A 17,683-nucleotide genomic window follows, 5' to 3' on the forward strand; every position below is an offset into this window, starting at 1 on the left:
TCATATCTATTTAGCTAGAAAGTTAGTTATGAATACATCCAATATCGAAAAACGCCTTGAGCCGTCTTGGCTGACCAGCGGGGCGATTGCGGCCTGGCGGCGCGAGCGGGTGTGGCTGCTCAGCCTGACCATTCTGGCTGCGCTCTTTGTATGGATACCGGCGCAAGGCATGGCCACAGCCATCTTCACGCTCGGCAACGTGGCTGGCATTGCACCGTATCTGCTGCTGTCCATCGGTCTTGCCGCCTACGCAGGAGCCACCGGCGCAGACAGTCTGATCGCGCGAGCGTTCACGGGGTCCCCCGCCAAAATGATCGTTTTGGCGGCACTGGCAGGCAGCCTGTCACCGTTCTGTTCCTGCGGCGTGATCCCCCTCATCGCCGCCCTACTGACGATGGGTGTGCCTCTTTCAGCCGTCATGGCCTTTTGGCTGGCCTCGCCGATCATGGATCCTTCGATGTTCGTCCTCACTGCAGGCGTGTTGGGCACCGAGTTCGCCGTTGCCAAGACCCTCGCTGCAATTGGCATCGGCATGCTCGGCGGCGCAGTCACCTACGCAATGATGCGAGCGGGCAGGCTGTCCGACCCTCTGAGGCCCGGCATCGGCAATGGCGGGTGTGGCGGCGCCAAGGTGCGCGTCCCCAAGGAAGTGGTCTGGCGTTTCTGGACCGAAGGGCCGCGCCTGCAGAAGTTCGGGCGCGAAGCGCTCAAAACCACGCTGTTCCTGGTCAAGTGGCTGACCCTGGCATTCATTCTGGAGAGTCTGATGCTGGCGTACATGCCCGCAAGCTGGGTGGGCAGTGCAGTGGGCGGGACGGGCATGGGCTCGATCGCCATTGCCACGCTCGTCGGCATTCCGGCCTATTTGAATGGGTATGCCGCCATGCCGCTGGTCGCCGGGCTCATGAGCCAGGGAATGGACGGTGGCGCGGGGATGGCCTTTTTGGTTGGAGGCGGGGTGACGTCCTTGCCCGCTGCGGTTGCCGTCTTCGCATTGGTCAAGCGTCCCGTCTTTGCGCTGTACATGGGTTTGTCATTGAGCGGCGCCTTCTTGGCCGGCGTGCTCTTTCAGCTCTGGCTCCAGATCTGAAGCGGGCGAACAATGCAAAGGCTGCCGCCCTTGCGTCACGAAGGTCAGCCGACAATTTTCCCCAACAGCCGCCCATCACCCTCGCCGCAGCACAATGCCCGCAAACCGCGCCCCCAGCCGTTCCACCTGCCCGGCGGTCAGCGCCCAGGTGGCCACGCCCGGCGCGCGGCATTCCTGCAGCGCCCAGTGCGCCACGCCCGCATCGGCCAGCGTGTCGGCCAGGGCAAACAAATCATCCGTGCTGAACAGGCCCGCGTCCCAGGTGGTGCGGCATTCGTAGGCGACGCCGCTGGCGAGCAGGTGGCGCAGCGATTCGAAGGCTTTGGCACCGCTGCCGGGGGTGCGCGTGATGGCGTCGTAGGCGTGCAGCGGGCCTTTGATGTCCAGGCCCACCCAGTCGAGCAGCGGCAGCAGCGCGTGCAGGCGCTCGGGGTACATGCCGCCGGTGTGCAGCGCGGTTTGAAAGCCCAGGGCGCGCACCTCGGCCAGCGCGGCGGGCAAGCCGGCTTGCAGCGTGGGTTCGCCACCGGAGAAGACAACGCCGTCAAGCAGGCCCTGGCGGCTGTTGAGAAACGCCAGCACCTCGGGCCAGGGCACGGCAGCGGGGGTGGTAGCGTCCAGCAGTTCGGGGTTGTGGCAGTAGCCGCAGCGCCAGGGGCAACCCTGGCCATAGAGCACGGCAGCCAGGCGGCCGGGGAAGTCGATGCTGGTGAGCGGCGTCATGCCGCCCACGCGCAAGCGGGAGGCTGGGATGGGACTTGCGTTCATGGTGGGAGTGGGATCCATAGGCCAGTGCGCTGAGCTCGCCCGACCCGTAACAAAAGGGCGCGACCCAAGCGCGGGGCACCGCGCAAGAGCCGCCCAGCGACCGGATGGGAGATGGCAGCAAGCTCCCCGAGTGATGGGGGCCGCCTGCACAAAGCAGGCCTACGCAGCGTGTTGCCAGTGCACCCATGGAGCGGGCTTTGCCCGGCCACCGGGTGCGTCCCCTCCCGCAGGAGAGGGGGAAGGCGCGCAGCGCCGCAGGGGTGCTATTCGGTTTCTCAATCAATCGAGTACGCGAAGGCGAAGCGCAGACAGTACAGGCGTACGACAAGCGAAGCCGACAAAGTAATCGTTTGATTTAGAAATGGAATTACTTCTCCTCGAAGAATTGGCGCTCCTGGTGCTCTCCCTGCTTACCGATGTTGAAACTGGCGACCGGACGGTGGTAGCCCATCACGCGGGTCCAGACTTCGCAGGGCTGGCGCTCGGCGTCGGTCAGTTGCACGTCGGACAGGGCCTGGTGTTCGGTGGTGGAAAAATGGCTCATGGATGTTCTCCTTCAGGGTGAAAAGGGGGCATGCCGCAGCCTGTGCTACGCCGCCCGGGGGCAACGGAGGGGCAAGGCTCCACCGTTGATTTACTACTTGATTAATAGCTGCTTGCGCTTTATGGATAAGCGCTAGAGGCCAATTTGACTCATATTTTTTGCGGTGATGCGTGTCACGCCGCCAGTGCGGCCCGCTTGGTCTGCAGGCGCTCTTCGTCGCAGGTGGGGCAGAACTTGTGCTCACCCGCCAGATAACCGTGCGTGGGGCAGATGGAGAACGTGGGCGTGACCGTGATGTAGGGCAAGCGAAAGCGCGTGAGCGAGCGTTTGACGAGGTCGCGGCAGGCGGCGCCGCTCGACAGCCGCTCGCCCATGTACAGGTGCAGCACGGTGCCGCCGGTGTATTTGCTCTGCAGCACCTCCTGGCGCGCCAGGGCCTCGAAGGGGTCGTCCGTCCAGCCCACGGGCAGTTGCGAGGAGTTGGTGTAGTACGGCTTGTCCGCCGTGCCCGCCTGCACGATGGCGGGCCAGCGCTTTTTATCCTCTTTGGCAAAGCGGTAGGTGGTGCCTTCGGCGGGGGTGGCCTCCAGGTTGTAGAGGTGGCCGGTTTCTTCCTGGAACTGCGTCATGCGCTCGCGCACATGGTCGAGCAGGCGCACGGCAAACTGGTGGCCGCGCTCGCTGGTGATGTCGTGCGCGTCGCCGGTGAAGTTGCGCACCATCTCGTTGATGCCGTTCACGCCCAACGTGCTGAAGTGGTTGCGCAGCGTGCCCAGGTAGCGCTTGGTGTACGGAAACAGGCCCTGGTCCATGAGCCGCTGAATGAGCTTGCGCTTGGTCTCCAGGCTCTGCTTGCCCAATTCGAGCAGGCGGTCGAGCGCGGCCAGCAGTGCGGGCTCGTTGCCTGCATGCAGATAGCCCAGCCGCGCGCAGTTGATGGTGACCACGCCCAGGCTGCCGGTCTGCTCGGCGCTGCCAAACAGGCCGTTGCCGCGCTTCAAAAGCTCGCGCAAGTCGAGCTGCAGGCGGCAGCACATCGAGCGCACCATGTTGGGCTCCAGCTCGGAGTTGATGAAGTTCTGGAAGTACGGCAGGCCGTACTTGGCCGTCATTTCAAACAGCAACTGTGCGTTCTCGCTCTCCCACGGAAAATCCTTGGTGATGTTGTAGGTGGGAATCGGAAAGGTGAACACGCGGCCCTTGGCGTCGCCCGTGGTCATGACGTCGATGTAGGCGCGGTTGATGAGGTCCATCTCGGCCTGCAGCTCGCCGTAGCAAAACGGCATTTCCTTGCCCGCAATCACCGGCACCTGCTCGCGCAGGTCGTCGGGGCAGATCCAGTCGAAGGTGAGGTTGGTGAACGGCGTCTGCGTGCCCCAGCGCGACGGCACGTTGAGGTTGTAGACCAGCTCCTGAATGCACTGGCGCACGCTGGCGTAATCCATGGCATCCACCCGCACATAGGGCGCCATGTAGGTGTCGAACGATGAGAACGCCTGCGCACCGGCCCATTCATTTTGCAGCGTGCCCAGAAAATTCACGATCTGCCCCACGGCGGAACTCATGTGCTTGGGTGGCCCCGCCTCGACCTTGCCGGGCACGCCGTTCAGGCCTTCGTTCAAAAGCGTGCGCAGCGACCAGCCCGCGCAATAGCCGCTGAGCATGTCGAGGTCGTGGATGTGGATGTCGCCACTGCGGTGCGCCTCGCCAATCTCGGGCGTGTAGACATGCGAGAGCCAGTAGTTGGCCGTGACCTTGCCCGCCACGTTCAGGATCAGGCCGCCGAGCGAGTAGCCCTGGTTGGCGTTGGCGTTCACGCGCCAGTCGGCGCGGGTGAGGTACTCGTTGATGGAGCTTTCCACGTTCACCAGCGTCTGGTGGTCGGCACGCAGGGTGGCGTGGCGGTCTCGGTAGGCGATGTAGGCGCGCGCCGTGGCCAGGTGGTTGGCGGCGATCAGGGTCTGCTCGACCACGTCCTGGATCTGCTCGATGCCTGGCGCCTCGCCATGGAAGCGGTGGATCAGCACCTTGCCCACCTGTGCAGCCAACAGGGCGGCTTCGTCGACCGCAAATTCGCCGGTGGCGGCACCTGCGCGCTCGATGGCCGAGCGGATCTTGCGGGCGTCAAAAGGGGCGCGCTCTGCGCTGCGCTTGATGACCTCGCGGGGCAAGGTGGCGACTGTGGCTTCCATGGGTATCTCCGTTGCGATATCGTTCAAAACACTACCTATAGCTGTGTATTTGATTTCAAACACTATAGATAGTTATTGATTCAACACAAAATGGAACGGCGCAACACAGCATTCAGCTCTTGCCCCGAAGGAGTTGCGCAACTCCTGTTCCAGATCAACCCGAGCGCTCGGTTCGTGTGTAGCTTGGCGACGAGAACGAATTTGCGTGCATTCAAGCGCACCGCATCGTTCCAAGGTGGCTTCGCCCTCCCGGTCTTTCCTTTATGCAAGGAAGCGCGCTCATGAACATCGATAAATTCAAAGACCAGCATGTGCAAATCCTGCAAAAGCTGTCCATCCTGCGCGAGCTGACCCACGGGGGCGTCATTCAGAACGCCACGCAGATTGCGCGAAGCATCATGGACATGAGCAGCACCATCAAACTGCATCTCGCGGCCGAAGATATGGCGCTGTACCCGGCGCTGCAGCGCAGCGGCAATGCCGAATTAACGGCGATGTCCAACCAGTTGCAGAAAGACATGGGCGCCATCGCAGCGGCCTATGAGGCCTTTGCCAGGCAATGGAGCCAAGCAGAGCATTTGCGAAACGACGAGGCAGGGTTCCGCCGTGATGCCAACGAGGTATTGCGCACCTTGCACCAACGCGTGCAAAGGGAAAACACAGATTTCTATCCCCGCATAGAAGCTCTGTGATCGTCGGCTGCGGGCGCTGCGCAGCCAATCCCTGATGGCCAGTCCGCGTTTTGGCCATTCGCCGCACACAAGTGCTCTTGCCATCCTGCACTGGCGCGTCAGCGGCCCCCTCTCAGGGCGGACCCAGCCGCTGCACCAAGACCTGCTCCTGTGTACAGGCAAGCCAACAGCGCGCCTGGGGCACCAATTTTACTATTGATTTGATAGCTTTTAACGCATGCAATATAAGCGATGGATGCGTTCTGCATCTAAACCACAACCCCCAACTTCCGCACGCCTACTGAGGAACTCCACAGTTGTTGCTTTGCCCTGTGGGGGGTAGCCTTGCGCTCCGCGCCCGGCAATGTCGTCTGGGCGACATATTCCTATAAAGAGACAAGCATGCAAGTCATTTCTGTGCGCAGCCTGGCGGCGCGGCTCTCCCTGGGTTTTGGTGTCATTCTGGTATTGCTGCTCGGCATGGCGGTGCTCTCCTTGCTGCGCATGCAGGCCTTGTCGGCCACGCTGGAGGAAATCACCGTGCACAACGCAGCGCGTTCGCAGACGCTCAACGTGATGGCGCGCAGCGTCTCGGGCTATGTGCAGGCGCTGGGCGACCTGGCCAGCACCGATCTCGAAGGCGGTCCGGCCGTGCTGGCACGGGTGCGCACCACGCTGGCGCAGTACGACGAGGCGCAGGCGCGGCTGGAAACCTTGCTTGCAGGCAACGCGCAGGCGTTGGCCTTGCTGGAGCCGGTCAAGACCTCTGGCAGCGCCGCGCGCGAGCTTCTGGCTCTGGGTGAGAAGCTGACTGCCGGACGGGGCGACGCCGCCATGGCTTTCCAGATGCGCAACGAATACGGCAAGGACACTGCGGCCTGGAGCGCACGCCAGCAAGCCTGGGGCCAGGCCGTGAATGCGCTGAGCGACTGGCAGGACGCTGCCAATGCCACCAGTTCGGCGCTGGCCACAGCCGACGCCCGCACGGCGCGCGTGCTGATCATCGTCGGCGCGCTGCTGGCCTTTGCCTTCGGCAGCGCCCTGGCCTGGTGGCTGGTGCGCGACACCCGCGCCGCCGTGCGCGAGGCTGTCGAGGCCACTCGCCGCATGGCCCGCCACGACCTCTCGCAGCCCATCGACACGCACCGCCAGGACGAGATCGGAGGTCTGCTGGCGGCCCTGGAGACCATGCGCCAGAACCTGCTGGAACTGGCCACCGGAGTGCGCCAGGCGTCGGACGACATCAACAACGCCAGCGGTGAAATTGCCCAGGGCAGCCAGGACCTGAGCGACCGCACCGAAGAAGCCGCCAGCACGCTGGAAACCGCGCTGGCGTCGATTGCCCAGCTCACCACGTCGGTGCAGGAGACCACCGCCACAGCGCAGGAAACGCAAGCAATATCGACACAAACCAGCAGCGTGGCAGCACGCAGCGGCAGCGAAATGGGGCAGGTCGTCTCGACCATGCGCGAGATTGATGTGGCCTCGCACAAGATTTCCGACATCATTTCCATCATCGACGGCATCGCCTTCCAGACCAACATCCTGGCGCTCAACGCCGCCGTCGAAGCTGCCCGTGCGGGCGAACAAGGCCGGGGCTTTGCGGTGGTGGCGAGCGAGGTGCGCGCCCTGGCCGGCCGCAGCGCCGCCGCTGCCAAGGACATCAGCAGCCTCATCCACACTTCGCTGGCCAAGGTGGCCTCGGGCACGCAGCAGGTGGGCCGCGCCGGTCAGACCACTGCCGAGGTGACCTCCTCCGTCGAAACCGTCTCAGGCCGGATTTCTGCCATTGCCCAGGAGGTCAACCAGCAAATGGGGCGCATCGGCGAGGTGAATCAGTTTGTTGGCCAGCTCGACCAGATGGCGCACCAAAACGCCGCCCTGGCCGAAGAATCGGCCGCCGCGGCCGCGTCGCTGCGCCAGCAGGCCAGCCAGTTGGGCTTGCTGGTGAGCAAGTTTGAACTGGGCCGGCCGCAAACGCCCCGTTCGGCCGCCCCGCGCAGGGCACTGCTGCCGAATGGCTGATGGGCTGATGGGCCCCCGCAGCGGTATTCGATGTGCTGCGCAATTGATAGCTTTATGCGCTTGATAGAAAAGCGCTAGAGCCTATTTTTCATTCAAACTTTTAGCCACACCAAGCTCGATGCACTGGTCCGCCACGACGCTTTAAGGATGTCCTTAACAATGCGGTTCATTGCACAGCAGGAGCACGGCACATGAAAACGACTCGCGACGAAGCCGCGATGCAAGCGGACTGGGTGCGCTGGCGCCATGACTTTCACCGCTTCCCGGAAATGGGGTTCCAGGAACAGCGCACCGCTGAGCGCGTGGCCCAGTTGCTTGCGGTGCTGGGGCTGGAGGTGCACCGGGGCATTGGGGGCACCGGCGTCGTCGCCAGCCTCAGCGTGGGCAACGGCCCTGGCGTGATCGGCCTGCGCTCCGACATGGATGCGCTGGCCCTGTCGGAAACCGCAGAAGACCGCCCCCACGCCTCGAACCATCCGGGCTGCATGCACGCCTGCGGCCACGATGGCCACATGGCGATGCTGCTGGGCGCGGCCCAGTTGCTCGCGGCGCGCCGGGATTTTGACGGCACGGTGCGCTTCATCTTCCAGCCCGCTGAAGAACACGGCCGGGGCGCCGCCGCCATGCTGGCGGACGGCCTGCTCGAGCGCTTCCCGATGGACGAGATCTACGGCGCACACAACATTCCCGGAATGCCCGCAGGCAACATCGCCACGCGCGTCGGCGGCCTGATGGCGAGCGAAGACAATTTTGTGATCCGCATCACCGGCCGGGGTGGTCACGCGGCGCGGCCCCATATGGCGATTGATCCACTGGTCATTGGCGCCGAAATCGTTCTGGCGCTGCAAACCATCGTCGCGCGCTCGGTCGATCCGGGCCACAGTGCCGTGCTCTCCTGCACCGAGTTCCTCACCGACGGCATTCGCAACGCGATTCCGACCGAAGTGGTCATCAAGGGCGACACGCGCAGCTATGCGCCCGAGGTTCAGGCGTTGCTGGAGGCCCGCATGCGCGCAGTCTGCGCAGGCATCTGCCAGGCCCATGGCGCCCGCTGCGAGGTCGAATACACACACGAATTCGCCCCCACCGTGAACTGGCCAGAGTGCGTTCCAGTGGCCGTGCGTGCCGCGCAGGCCGTGGTCGGGTCGGAACGGGTCGATGCCGATACCCCGCCGATGATGATTTCAGAGGATTTCGGGCGCTTTCTGCAGGCGATTCCCGGAGCCTTCGTGTTCATTGGCAATGGCGACCGCAGCGATCCTGGTGCCGTGCCTTTGCACAACGCCCGCTACGACTTCAACGACCAGATCCTTCCCGTGGGCGCACGCTATTTCGCTGAACTGGTGCGCACCCGGCTTCCCCGTCCCGCCGCCGTTGCTGCCTGATATGTTTTACGCCAACACCCATGCCACCCACCGGCCCTACAGCGCCGATCTGCGGCAGGTCCTCAGCCTGGCCGCCGGCCACGCCGCGCGGGAACGCCTGTCCACCTGGAGCCAGCTCTGCGCGCATTCCACGCCGGCCTGGTCCCTGCCTGGCTTGGCGGCTGCACTGGGCATCGCCAGTCTGAACGTGAAGGACGAGTCCAAGCGCTCCAGCCTGGGCAGCTTCAAGGCGCTCGGTGCACCGAATGCCCTGATCAACCTGGTGCTTCGGCGTTGGCACAGCAAGGGCTGGAGCGCGCGCGATCTGTTTGCCGGACGGCATGCCGATGCCCTCAGAGATTTCACGGTGATCAGCGCGACCGACGGCAACCATGGGCGCGCACTGGCGGCAGCGGCGCAAAGCCTTGGCTGCCGCTGCGTGATCGTGCTGCATGCCAGGGTCAGTGCAGAGCGCGAGCAGTCGATAGCGGCCTTCGGCGCCGAGATTGTGCGCATCCCAGGCAACTACGACGCGTCGGTGGCCGAAGCTGCGCGCCTGGCGGCATCGAATGGCTGGCAAGTGGTTTCCGACACTTCCTACGCAGGCTACGAGGAAGTTCCGCGCGACGTGATGCAGGGCTATGGCGTTCTGGCCGAGGAGCTTCTGGAGCAGGCTGTGGAGCCTTTCGTCTGCCCCTGGACGCATGTCTTTCTGCAAGGTGGCGTGGGCGGTCTGGCCGCTGGCATCGTGAGCCACTTCTGGGAGCGCTTTGGCGCCCGGCGTCCGCGCTTTGTCGTGGTCGAGCCCGAGCAGGCCGATTGCCTGCTCCAGAGTGCGGTCCAAGGGCAGCCCGCGCTTGCCACGGGCAGTGTGGATTCGGTGATGGCCGGCCTGGCCTGCGGTGAGACCTCGCCCCTGGCCTGGCGCTTTCTTCAGCCTGCGGTGGATGTGTTCCTGACCGTGTCGGACGCGCAGGCGGTGGCGGCCATGCGGACTCTGGCCACGGGACAGCATGGCGACGCGCCGCTGGTCGCTGGCGAGTCGGGGGCGGCCGGATTGGCGGGCTTGCAGGCGTTGGTGGCGCAGTCTGAGTGGCGCGAGGCGGCCGGTGTGGATGCCTGTTCCCAGGTGCTGCTGATCAACACCGAAGGCGCGACGGCGCCGGGCGTGTACGAAGAACTTGTTGGCCAAGCGGCCGAAACGGTACGGGTTGCGCAAGAGCGGTGGGTGGCAGCTCACCGCATCGAATCCCCGGACAAATCAGGCCCTAGCGCTTAGCCATTCGTCATTTTTCGCTATAGTTTTCGAGTAATTCGCAAGAATTTTGTTTCGTGTTGTGGCAGTCACCGCCACAATGTGGGGCATGCTTACCCTTCAAGACATCCAGGACGCAGCCACCCGCCTGCAAGGCCAGGTGCTCGACACCCCCTGCGTCGAATCCCGCACGCTCTCCGAAATCGTCGGCGCGCAGATCTTTCTCAAATTCGAGAACCTGCAGTTCACCGCATCCTTCAAGGAGCGGGGCGCCTGCAACAAGCTCACACTGTTAACCCCCGAAGAACGCGGGCGTGGCGTGATTGCCATGAGCGCCGGCAACCACGCGCAGGGCGTGGCCTATCACGCGCAGCGGCTGGGGATTCGTGCCGTCATCGTCATGCCCAGCTTCACTCCCGGTGTGAAAGTTGAGCGCACACGCGGCTTCGGTGCCGAAGTGGTGCTTCACGGCAGCACACTTGACGAAGCGCGCGAGCACGCCAACGTACTGGCGAAGGAACAAGCCCTGGTGTTCGTGCATCCCTACGACGACGTGGCCGTGGCCGCCGGCCAGGGCACGCTCGCGTTGGAGATGCTTGCCGCCGTGCCGGACCTCGACACGCTGGTCATTGCCGTCGGCGGTGGCGGCCTGATCGCTGGCGTGGCCACGGCGGCCAAGGCCCTGCGGCCCGACATCGAAATCATTGGCGTGCAGACCGAGCGCTTTCCTGCCATGGTCAACGCCGTCAAGGGCACGCACCACGTCCAGGGCAGCTCGACCATCGCCGAAGGCATTGCCGTGGGCACGCCCGGCACGGTCACGCTGGAAGTGGTGCGACGCCTGGTGGACGACCTGGTGCTGGTCGATGAAGGCGACATCGAGCAGGCCGTGCTGATGCTGCTGGAAATTGAAAAAACGCTCGTGGAAGGCGCGGGCGCCGCCGGCCTGGCAGCGCTGGTGCGCTATCCGGAGCGTTTCAAGGGCAAGCGCGTGGGCCTGGTGCTGTGCGGCGGCAACATCGACCCGCTGCTGCTGGCCGCCATTATCGAGCGCGGCATGGTGCGCTCGGGGCGGCTGGCGCGCATCCAGGTGAGCGCGCGCGACGTGCCCGGCGTGCTGGCCGCCATCACCAAGACCGTCGCCGACGCCGGCGCCAACATCGAGGAAGTGCACCACCAGCGGGCCTTCACGCTGCTGGCGGCGCAGAACGTCGAGATCGAGCTGGTGCTGCAGGCGCGTGGCAAGGCCCACGTGCAAGAGGTGCTGGAAAAGCTGCGCGCCGCCGGCATGGAAGCGGTTTTGCGCTGAGCAGCCTAGAATCATCCTTTTTCGCCGTCTCAGTTTCAGGAGTGCCGCCATGACCGATCCACACAGCCCCGTGCACGCTGCGCCTGCCGCTCACCCGATCGATGCGGTCGAATCGGTGGTGCCATTCATTCCGTTTGTTATTCCAGCCGTTGGCGCCATCATGATCTTTCTGCTGGCCATGATTGCTGTCACCATGGCCTGAGGCGCTGTCGCCTCGTCTCCCAGGCCCCGCTTTGCGGGGCTTTTTTCTTGAGAAGGACCTCTCCATGCGCAGCGGACATGCCCTGGTGCTGTTTTCAGGTGGTCAGGATTCCACCACCTGCCTGGCTTGGGCGCTGGAGCATTTCGCCCACGTGGAAACCGTGGGGTTTGACTACGGCCAGCGCCACCATGTGGAGCTGCAGGCCCGCGTCGCCGTGCTGGCTCAAATGCGCGAACGCTTTGCGCACTGGAGCGAACGCCTGGGCCAAGACCACATGATCGACTTGGCGGTGCTCGGCCAGATCAGCGACTGCGCCCTGACACAGGACAAGGCCATTGCACTTGGCGAGGCCGGTTTGCCCAATACCTTCGTACCGGGACGCAATCTGATGTTTTTTCAGATCGCTGCGGCGCTGGGCTACCGCCGGGGTCTGCGCACGCTGGTGGGGGGCATGTGCGAGACCGATTATTCGGGCTACCCCGATTGCCGCGACGACACGCTCAAGGCCTTGCAGGCGGCGCTGTCGCTGGGCATGGGCCAGAGCTTCACCATCGAGACGCCGCTGATGTGGCTCGACAAGGCCCAGACCTGGGAGCTGGCCGATACGCTGGGCGGTCAGGCACTCATCGACATCGTGGTGGAACACACGCATACCTGTTACGAAGGCATCCGCAGCGAACGCCACGCCTGGGGTTATGGCTGCAGCACCTGCCCGGCCTGCGCGTTGCGGCGCAAGGGATTCGAGCGCTGGAGTGCCCGCGACGGGCAAACATAACCTCATGCATGTTTTGCATGGATCTTGCTCCTGTCTGACAGACAGGGCGCGCCGGTCTTCTTAGAATCGATCTCCCAGCCGACCCGCGGAGCCCGTGGATGCGCTTTCGCCCACCGGGGCAGCGCGCGCCCCGAGAGCCGACTGAGTTCAAGCCGTTTTTTCAAAGGCAGCGCTCAGCCCCCGCGCCAGCCGACCGTGACCGTGACCTCGTTCGTCCGCTTCCTTTGAAAAACCGATTTCAACTTTAGGAAGCTTCCATGAACGCACCCACCACGCCGGGCCTGAACCTCAGCGCGCCCGCCTATGTCAAAAACACCCGCCTTCTCGCCTGGGTGGCGGACATGGCGGCGCTGTGCAAACCCGAGAGCATCTTCTGGTGCGACGGCTCGAAAGAAGAGTACGACCGTCTGTGCCAACAGCTGGTCGACGCCGGCACTTTCACGCGCCTGAACCCTGCCAAGCGGCCCGACAGCTTTCTGGCGCTGTCTGACCCATCGGACGTGGCGCGCGTCGAAGACCGCACCTATATCTGCTCGGAAAAGAAGGAAGACGCGGGCCCGACCAACAACTGGATGGCCCCGGCCGAGATGCGCGCCACCCTGGCCCCGTTGTTTGACGGCTGCATGCGCGGTCGCACCATGTACGTCGTGCCGTTTTCCATGGGGCCGCTGGGCAGCCCGATTGCCCACATCGGCGTCGAGTTGACCGACAGCGCTTACGTGGCCGTGAACCAGCGCCTGATGACGCGCATGGGCAAGGCGGTGTACGACGTTCTGGGTGCCGAAGGCGAGTTCGTGCCCTGCATGCACACCGTGGGCGCGCCGCTGGCCGCTGGCGAGAAGGACGAAACCAGCTGGCCTTGCAACCCCAGCGTGAAGTACATCGTGCACTACCCCGAGACGCGCGAAATCTGGAGCTACGGCTCGGGCTACGGCGGCAATGCCTTGCTGGGCAAGAAGTGCCTGGCGCTGCGCATCGCTTCCACCATGGGCCGCGACCAGGGCTGGCTCGCCGAACACATGTTGGTGCTGGGCGTGACCAGCCCCGAGGGCAAGAAGGCGCACGTCGCTGCGGCTTTCCCGAGCGCTTGCGGCAAGACGAACTTTTCCATGCTGGTGCCCCCGGCCGGCTTTGAAGGCTGGACGGTCACCACGATTGGCGACGACATCGCCTGGATCAAGCCCGACGCTGCCGGCAAGCTGCGCGCCATCAACCCCGAAGCGGGTTACTTTGGCGTGGCCCCTGGCACCAACATGCACACCAACCCGAACTGCATGCGCTCATTGACCCGCGACGTGATTTTCACCAACGTCGCGCTCACCGACGACGGCGACGTCTGGTGGGAAGGCATGGAAAAAGACACCGGCAAGCTCCCCGACCACCTGATCGACTGGAAGGGCAACGACTGGACGCCGCAAATCGCCAAAGACACCGGTGCCAAGGCCGCGCACCCGAACTCGCGCTTCACCGTGGCCGCCACCAACAATCCGGCGCTTGACCCGGCCTGGGACGACCCAGCCGGCGTGCCGATTGACGCCTTCATCTTCGGTGGCCGCCGCTCGAGTACTGTGCCGCTGGTGACTGAGGCGCGCAACTGGCAGGACGGTGTCTACATGGCCGCCACCATGGGCAGCGAGACCACCGCAGCCGCCTTTGGCAAGCAGGGCGTGGTGCGCCGGGACCCGTTTGCCATGCTGCCCTTCTGCGGCTACAACATGAGCGACTACTTCCAGCACTGGCTGGACCTGGGCGCCAAGCTCAAGGCCTCGGGTGCCACGCTACCGCTCATCTTCACCACCAACTGGTTCCGCAAGGACGAGGCCGGCAAGTTCGTCTGGCCCGGTTACGGCGAGAACATGCGCGTCCTCAAGTGGATGCTCGACCGCATCGAAGGCAAGGCCGAGGGCCAGGAGACGATGTTTGGCATTGCACCGCAGTACAGCGAAATCAACTGGACCGGCCTTGACTTCAGCCCTGCGCAGTTCGACACCGTGACCGCCATCGACAAGGCCGCCTGGAAGGAGGAGCTCAAGCTCCACGACGAGCACTTCGCCAAGCTGGCCTACCACCTGCCCAAGGAATTGCTGGCAACGCGTGCAGCCATCGAGGCACGGCTGGACGCCTGAAATCGCGCCTGCGCGAAACGCTTGTCAAAAAGCCGCGCTGGGTGCGCGGCTTTTTTATTGCCGGATAGCGGAAATATTGTGAAAACCGGCGCTAACGCTTGATGCGTCAGTGGTTCTAGCTATTACTGTAATAGCAACTGTGTACGGTGCGACCCCAAGGCCTACGCGGCAGGTGCCTGCTCGGCGCCGTCCTGCTCATCGGAAGGCGGCCCGTTCTTGGTGGCCTCCGGGTCCATCCACATCAGCTCCCACAGGTGGCCATCGAGGTCTTCAAAACCATGCTGGTACATAAACCCGTGGTTCTTGGCCCCGTAGGGCGTGCTGGCGCCTGCGGCCACCGCCTTGGCCACCAGCGCATCGACGGCGGAGCGCGATTCGCACGACAGGCAAAGCAGCACTTCCGTGCTGCGCCTGGCGTCTGCAATGGGCTTGGGGGTGAAGGTGGCAAAAAACTTTTCCACCAGCAGCATGACGTAGATGTGGCCGTCGTCGACCACCATGCAGGTGGCGTCTTCGTTGGTGAACTGCGGGTTGAAGCGGTAGCCGAGCGCGGTGAATAACCCGACGGATCGCTCCAGATTTTTGACGGGCAGGTTGACGAAAATCTGCGTGCTCACGGCCGGCCCACTTCCAGAATCGGGGTGAAGCCGCCGTAAATCATCCGCTTGCCATCGAACGGCATGTCGCCCAGCTCCTGCATGCGCGGGTCCTCGCGCATCTTTTGCTCGCCTGCGTCGGCCGTGGCTTTGTCGGGCCAGACCATCCACGAGAAGACAACAGTTTCGTCGTCTTTGGCTTGAACTGCGCGCTTGAAGTCGGTCACCTTGCCATCGGGCACGTCGGTGCCCCAGGCTTCCACCATCTCCACCATTCCATATTCCTTGAACAGTTCGGCCGCCTTGGCGGCGTGGGCCCGGTAAATTTCCTTATTGGCCGTTGGTACGGCGAGGACGAATCCGCTGATGTAGCTCATGGGTTTGCTCCTGTGCGCGAAGGGTTTATGTGTACAGCATCCACAATGAAGCCGCAGCATACCCGTGCAAGCCCTCCGATGGCAAGTCGAACGAAAAAAACTGTGTCAGCAAAAGGCCCGGCTGCGGCACGCGGACCAGGACTAAAACACCGCTAACAGTCCGAGCGTGCGCACCCACAGCAGCACCGGAACGGCCGCTGCTGCCGCTACGAGAGTGGTGGCAATCGACGCGCGCCAAACCGGCAGATTCGCGCGCCGCAACTGTCCCACGCACAGCGCCAGGCAGCCCAGCCAGGCGACGGCCAGCAGCGTCAGCCGCGCCTGCGGCAGCCAGTGAAACACGATGCCCTCGGTGCGCAACTGGGTCAGTGTGAGCATGGAGAGCCCCAGAAACAGGTTGGCGGCGGCCATGGGGACCAAACTCAGCGCAAGCACCTTCCAGTCGGTGCGCACTGCGCGCGCGCCCAGCACCATGGCGAGATGGGCAAAACCTCCCACCAGCACAGCGGCACCCGTGAGCCAGGCGACGATGCCCGCACCATCGAGCCAGCTGAATACGTCGGACACCTGCGGGTAATGCGTCATCACCCACCACGGTGCGTTGCTGGCCAGCGGCCAGAACACGTCGTGCTCCACCAGCCAGGTCGCCAGCCACTGCTTGGCCTGCACAAAGCCCGGCGCCATGGTCCATTGGAAGGCGCCCAGCGCAAAGCCCAGCATGCCGTAGAGCAGCAACAGCGCTTCGTAGCGACCGACGTCCCCCGGCTTGCTGGCGACTATCTCGCTGCCAGGCCGGCGCAAGGTCAATGCGACGGCATCCCTGTGCCCGCTGCAGCGCCCGCAGGAATGGCACTGCGAAGCGCTGACGAGCGCATGCACGTTAAGGAGCGGCGGGCAGTCCACCGCAGGAATGTGGGCCGGTTGCAAATCCCAGGCGGCGCGGTCCACCTTGAAGTGCACCGGTGCCAAGCGGGCGAGCAGGGCGAACACGCCGGTCACCGGGCACAGGTAGCGGCACCACACGCGCTTGCCTCGGCCGTAAACAATGCCGACTGCAATGGCCGCGATGGTGGAGCCGCCAAGAATCACCAGCACGGGCCCCGGGTACTCGTACACGCTGATGAGCTGACCGTAGAGCGTCGTACCCAGGAAGCCTACCAACGGCCAGCCGGGCCAACGCATCCAGCGCGGAATCGGCAAGCCTTTGCCAGGCCGTCCGGCGAATTCGGTCAGCGCGCCTTCCGGACACATTACGCCGCACCAGAAACGCCCAATCAGCAGCATGGAGGCAATGACAAACGGCCACCAGACGCCCCAGAACGCGAATTGGGCAAAGCGCGTCAGGCTGGTGAACATGCGCGCATCTTCCGGCGGCATGGGCAAGAACGCCGGCACTGCCACGAGCACAAAGTACAACACCACAATGGCCCACTGCAGCTGCGCGATGCGGCGGCGGTTGCGCGCCATCCAGTCGCCCAGCTTGGCGAGCCGGGTGCGCGGAGCACCCGCCATGACGCGCACCGTGCTGACGCCCTCGCGGGTGCGCGTGAAGCTTGTGGCTTGCATGCCTAAGCCTTCACCCGCTGCTGAGCACGCCCGGGCCACCAGCGCTGCGCCGCCATCAGCGCCCAGAAACCAAAGAACACCAGCACATCGGCCGCCGCCGGTCGCGCGCGGTAGCCAAACAAGTCGGCCAGCCATTTGCCGAGGCCCCTGCCGTCGTCCAGCAGCGCGCTGGTGTCCCACAGCGGGTCGATGCCGGGCGGTATCCATTCCATGCCGATGAGGCGGTCGGTTCCCAGCACCAGCATGCCGGCAGCAAACAGCAGCAGCAGGTTGGCGCTGACGCGCAGCACCTGGTGCTGGGGCAGCAAACGCAGACCGCGCGCGGCGGCCCAGGCCGTCAGCGCGGCGGCTCCGAAGCCAGCCAATGCCGAGGGCAGCAATGCGCCCCAGCCCGAGCCGGTGGCAATGCCCTGCAGAAAGATCACGGTTTCCGCGCCCTCGCGCGATACCGCAAGCGCGGCCACTGCGGCAATGCCCCAGGCGCCGCGCAGTTCTGCGGCGCGGTCCAGTGCGCCTTCCATTTCGCGCCGCAGACCGCGGGCGTGGCGGCGCATCCAGAGCACCATGTGCGTCATCAACGCAGCGGCGAAGAGGATCAACAGTGCCTGAAAAATTTCCTGGCCACGGTCCGACAGGCTGCCCAGCGTTCCCTGCATCACGGCCGCAAGCGCGACGGCCAGCGCTGCACCCGCAGCGACCCCGGACCACAAACCGGTGCGCACCCCTCCGCCACGCCCTGTCGCCCATGCGGCCAGAATGCCGATGACCAGCATGGCTTCGAGGCTTTCGCGCCAGACGATGATGAAGGCATTGAGCATGGGGA

The 17,683-nt window shown here is 64.4% G+C and carries 16 protein-coding genes; 9 read left to right on the forward strand and 7 right to left on the reverse strand.

What is annotated here, in order from left to right:
- Positions 1-28: 28 nt before the first annotated feature.
- Complete coding sequence (locus C6571_RS06730) at positions 29-1,090, forward strand: permease (protein ID WP_106446007.1); 1,062 nt, start codon at positions 29-31, stop codon at positions 1,088-1,090.
- 75 nt (positions 1,091-1,165) lie between these two features.
- On the opposite strand, the gene C6571_RS06735 is transcribed toward C6571_RS06730, so the two are convergent.
- The 3 genes from C6571_RS06735 to C6571_RS06740 all read right to left on the reverse strand — a co-directional run bounded on the left by C6571_RS06735 (position 1,166) and on the right by C6571_RS06740 (position 4,594).
- Positions 1,166-1,858: an anaerobic ribonucleoside-triphosphate reductase activating protein gene (locus tag C6571_RS06735; RefSeq protein ID WP_106448087.1), complete on the reverse strand. Its 693-nt coding sequence runs from the start codon at positions 1,856-1,858 to the stop codon at positions 1,166-1,168.
- Between the two features lie 367 nt (positions 1,859-2,225).
- Entirely contained in the window at positions 2,226-2,402 is a 177-nt protein-coding gene (gene nrdD / locus C6571_RS19475; RefSeq protein ID WP_116005601.1) for an anaerobic ribonucleoside-triphosphate reductase, read from the reverse strand.
- 173 nt (positions 2,403-2,575) lie between these two features.
- Positions 2,576-4,594 carry a ribonucleoside triphosphate reductase gene (locus C6571_RS06740; RefSeq protein ID WP_106446008.1) on the reverse strand — a complete coding sequence of 673 codons (2,019 nt, stop codon included), beginning with the start codon at positions 4,592-4,594 and terminating at the stop codon, positions 2,576-2,578.
- Between the two features lie 281 nt (positions 4,595-4,875).
- On the opposite strand from C6571_RS06740, the gene C6571_RS06745 reads away from it, so the two are divergent.
- From C6571_RS06745 to C6571_RS06775, 8 genes are all read left to right on the forward strand, one after another.
- The gene (locus C6571_RS06745) at positions 4,876-5,286 is read left to right on the forward strand and encodes a hemerythrin domain-containing protein (RefSeq protein WP_106448088.1); all 411 of its coding nucleotides are present in this window, start codon (positions 4,876-4,878) and stop codon (positions 5,284-5,286) included.
- Positions 5,287-5,667: 381 nt separating this feature from the next.
- Positions 5,668-7,290: a methyl-accepting chemotaxis protein gene (locus tag C6571_RS06750; protein ID WP_106446009.1), complete on the forward strand. Its 1,623-nt coding sequence runs from the start codon at positions 5,668-5,670 to the stop codon at positions 7,288-7,290.
- A 191-nt stretch (positions 7,291-7,481) separates the two neighbouring features.
- On the forward strand, positions 7,482-8,675 hold the full coding sequence (locus tag C6571_RS06755; protein WP_245901437.1) for a M20 aminoacylase family protein: 1,194 nt from the start codon (positions 7,482-7,484) through the stop codon (positions 8,673-8,675).
- A 1-nt stretch (position 8,676) separates the two neighbouring features.
- Positions 8,677-9,933: a diaminopropionate ammonia-lyase gene (locus C6571_RS06760; protein WP_106446010.1), complete on the forward strand. Its 1,257-nt coding sequence runs from the start codon at positions 8,677-8,679 to the stop codon at positions 9,931-9,933.
- An 85-nt stretch (positions 9,934-10,018) separates the two neighbouring features.
- Positions 10,019-11,218 carry a threonine ammonia-lyase gene (locus C6571_RS06765; RefSeq protein ID WP_106448090.1) on the forward strand — a complete coding sequence of 400 codons (1,200 nt, stop codon included), beginning with the start codon at positions 10,019-10,021 and terminating at the stop codon, positions 11,216-11,218.
- Positions 11,219-11,267: 49 nt separating this feature from the next.
- Entirely contained in the window at positions 11,268-11,420 is a 153-nt protein-coding gene (locus C6571_RS19695; protein WP_170094696.1) for a hypothetical protein, read from the forward strand.
- A gap of 64 nt (positions 11,421-11,484) precedes the next feature.
- Positions 11,485-12,195 carry a 7-cyano-7-deazaguanine synthase QueC gene (gene queC, locus C6571_RS06770; protein WP_106446011.1) on the forward strand — a complete coding sequence of 237 codons (711 nt, stop codon included), beginning with the start codon at positions 11,485-11,487 and terminating at the stop codon, positions 12,193-12,195.
- Between the two features lie 257 nt (positions 12,196-12,452).
- A complete protein-coding gene (locus tag C6571_RS06775) occupies positions 12,453-14,321 on the forward strand; it encodes a phosphoenolpyruvate carboxykinase (GTP) (RefSeq protein WP_106446012.1) in 1,869 nt (622 codons plus the stop codon).
- 161 nt (positions 14,322-14,482) lie between these two features.
- Here C6571_RS06775 and C6571_RS06780 read toward each other — a convergent pair whose 3' ends face one another.
- From C6571_RS06780 to C6571_RS06795, 4 genes are all read right to left on the reverse strand, one after another.
- Positions 14,483-14,938, reverse strand: coding sequence for a VOC family protein (locus C6571_RS06780; protein ID WP_106446013.1), 456 nt, complete (start codon positions 14,936-14,938; stop codon positions 14,483-14,485).
- Complete coding sequence (locus C6571_RS06785; RefSeq protein ID WP_106446014.1) at positions 14,935-15,294, reverse strand: DUF1428 domain-containing protein; 360 nt, start codon at positions 15,292-15,294, stop codon at positions 14,935-14,937. Before C6571_RS06785 ends, C6571_RS06780 begins: the two co-directional genes overlap by 4 nt.
- A 141-nt stretch (positions 15,295-15,435) precedes the next feature.
- Positions 15,436-16,815, reverse strand: coding sequence for a 4Fe-4S binding protein (locus C6571_RS06790; protein WP_420852920.1), 1,380 nt, complete (start codon positions 16,813-16,815; stop codon positions 15,436-15,438).
- A gap of 47 nt (positions 16,816-16,862) precedes the next feature.
- On the reverse strand, positions 16,863-17,678 hold the full coding sequence (locus C6571_RS06795; RefSeq protein ID WP_106446016.1) for an FTR1 family iron permease: 816 nt from the start codon (positions 17,676-17,678) through the stop codon (positions 16,863-16,865).
- Positions 17,679-17,683: the final 5 nt, after the last annotated feature.

Source organism: Simplicispira suum, from assembly GCF_003008595.1.
GTDB lineage: Bacteria > Pseudomonadota > Gammaproteobacteria > Burkholderiales > Burkholderiaceae_C > Simplicispira > Simplicispira suum.

Excerpts from the sequence above, each read along its gene's own strand:
- C6571_RS06730 (WP_106446007.1), top strand. The coding sequence starts at position 29 with ATGAATACATCCAATATCGAAAAACGCCTTGAGCCGTCTTGGCTGACC.
- C6571_RS06735 (WP_106448087.1), bottom strand. The coding sequence starts at position 1,858 with ATGAACGCAAGTCCCATCCCAGCCTCCCGCTTGCGCGTGGGCGGCATG.
- nrdD (WP_116005601.1), bottom strand. The coding sequence starts at position 2,402 with ATGAGCCATTTTTCCACCACCGAACACCAGGCCCTGTCCGACGTGCAA.
- C6571_RS06740 (WP_106446008.1), bottom strand. The coding sequence starts at position 4,594 with ATGGAAGCCACAGTCGCCACCTTGCCCCGCGAGGTCATCAAGCGCAGC.
- C6571_RS06745 (WP_106448088.1), top strand. The coding sequence starts at position 4,876 with ATGAACATCGATAAATTCAAAGACCAGCATGTGCAAATCCTGCAAAAG.
- C6571_RS06750 (WP_106446009.1), top strand. The coding sequence starts at position 5,668 with ATGCAAGTCATTTCTGTGCGCAGCCTGGCGGCGCGGCTCTCCCTGGGT.
- C6571_RS06755 (WP_245901437.1), top strand. The coding sequence starts at position 7,482 with ATGAAAACGACTCGCGACGAAGCCGCGATGCAAGCGGACTGGGTGCGC.
- C6571_RS06760 (WP_106446010.1), top strand. The coding sequence starts at position 8,677 with ATGTTTTACGCCAACACCCATGCCACCCACCGGCCCTACAGCGCCGAT.
- C6571_RS06765 (WP_106448090.1), top strand. The coding sequence starts at position 10,019 with ATGCTTACCCTTCAAGACATCCAGGACGCAGCCACCCGCCTGCAAGGC.
- C6571_RS19695 (WP_170094696.1), top strand. The coding sequence starts at position 11,268 with ATGACCGATCCACACAGCCCCGTGCACGCTGCGCCTGCCGCTCACCCG.
- queC (WP_106446011.1), top strand. The coding sequence starts at position 11,485 with ATGCGCAGCGGACATGCCCTGGTGCTGTTTTCAGGTGGTCAGGATTCC.
- C6571_RS06775 (WP_106446012.1), top strand. The coding sequence starts at position 12,453 with ATGAACGCACCCACCACGCCGGGCCTGAACCTCAGCGCGCCCGCCTAT.
- C6571_RS06785 (WP_106446014.1), bottom strand. The coding sequence starts at position 15,294 with ATGAGCTACATCAGCGGATTCGTCCTCGCCGTACCAACGGCCAATAAG.
- C6571_RS06795 (WP_106446016.1), bottom strand. The coding sequence starts at position 17,678 with ATGCTCAATGCCTTCATCATCGTCTGGCGCGAAAGCCTCGAAGCCATG.